We start from the raw sequence: 616 nt of genomic DNA, 5'->3' as shown, positions 1-616 counted from the left end.
TTGGTAGAGCACTTGGTTTGGGACCAAGGGGTCGTAGGTTCGAATCCTGTCTTCCCGATAACCTTAGAAAAAGGATTATTAAATTAATATGGGGGCTTAGCTCAGCTGGGAGAGCGCCTGCTTTGCACGCAGGAGGTCAGCGGTTCGATCCCGCTAGTCTCCACCATATTTAATTACAACATAAACCTATACAATGGCGGTGTAGCTCAGCTGGCTAGAGCGTACGGTTCATACCCGTGAGGTCGGGGGTTCGATCCCCTCCACCGCCACTAATTATTAGTTGTAAAATTATTTAGGACCTTTAGCTCAGTTGGTTAGAGCTAACGGCTCATAACCGTTCGGTCGCAGGTTCGAGTCCTGCAAGGTCCATATAATTTTTTGGAGGAATACCCAAGTCCGGCTGAAGGGATCGGTCTTGAAAACCGACAGGGGCTTAACGGCTCGCGGGGGTTCGAATCCCTCTTCCTCCGCCATTTATACAATACTATTATCGCGGGATGGAGCAGTTCGGTAGCTCGTCGGGCTCATAACCCGAAGGTCGGTGGTTCAAATCCGCCTCCCGCAATTTTATTATGTAGGTCCCGTAGTGTAGCGGTTAACACGCCTGCCTGTCACG

At 50.3% G+C, this 616-nt stretch carries 5 tRNA genes; all 5 read left to right on the top strand.

What is annotated here, in order from left to right:
* The first annotated feature begins 90 nt into the window (after positions 1 to 90).
* The 5 genes from HMPREF2846_RS03315 (at position 91) to HMPREF2846_RS03295 (ending at position 565) form a co-directional block, all read left to right on the top strand.
* A tRNA-Ala gene (locus tag HMPREF2846_RS03315) sits at positions 91 to 166 on the top strand.
* 29 nt (positions 167 to 195) lie between these two features.
* Positions 196 to 269: transfer RNA gene (locus HMPREF2846_RS03310), tRNA-Met, on the top strand.
* A gap of 26 nt (positions 270 to 295) precedes the next feature.
* A tRNA-Ile gene (locus tag HMPREF2846_RS03305) sits at positions 296 to 369 on the top strand.
* Between the two features lie 11 nt (positions 370 to 380).
* A tRNA-Ser gene (locus HMPREF2846_RS03300) sits at positions 381 to 473 on the top strand.
* A gap of 18 nt (positions 474 to 491) precedes the next feature.
* Positions 492 to 565, top strand: a tRNA-Met gene (locus HMPREF2846_RS03295).
* Positions 566 to 616 lie beyond the last annotated feature (51 nt).

This window comes from Staphylococcus sp. HMSC056G08 (assembly GCF_001812305.1).
Lineage (GTDB): Bacteria > Bacillota > Bacilli > Staphylococcales > Staphylococcaceae > Staphylococcus > Staphylococcus simulans.
This window is presented reverse-complemented; position numbering and strand designations above follow the sequence as displayed.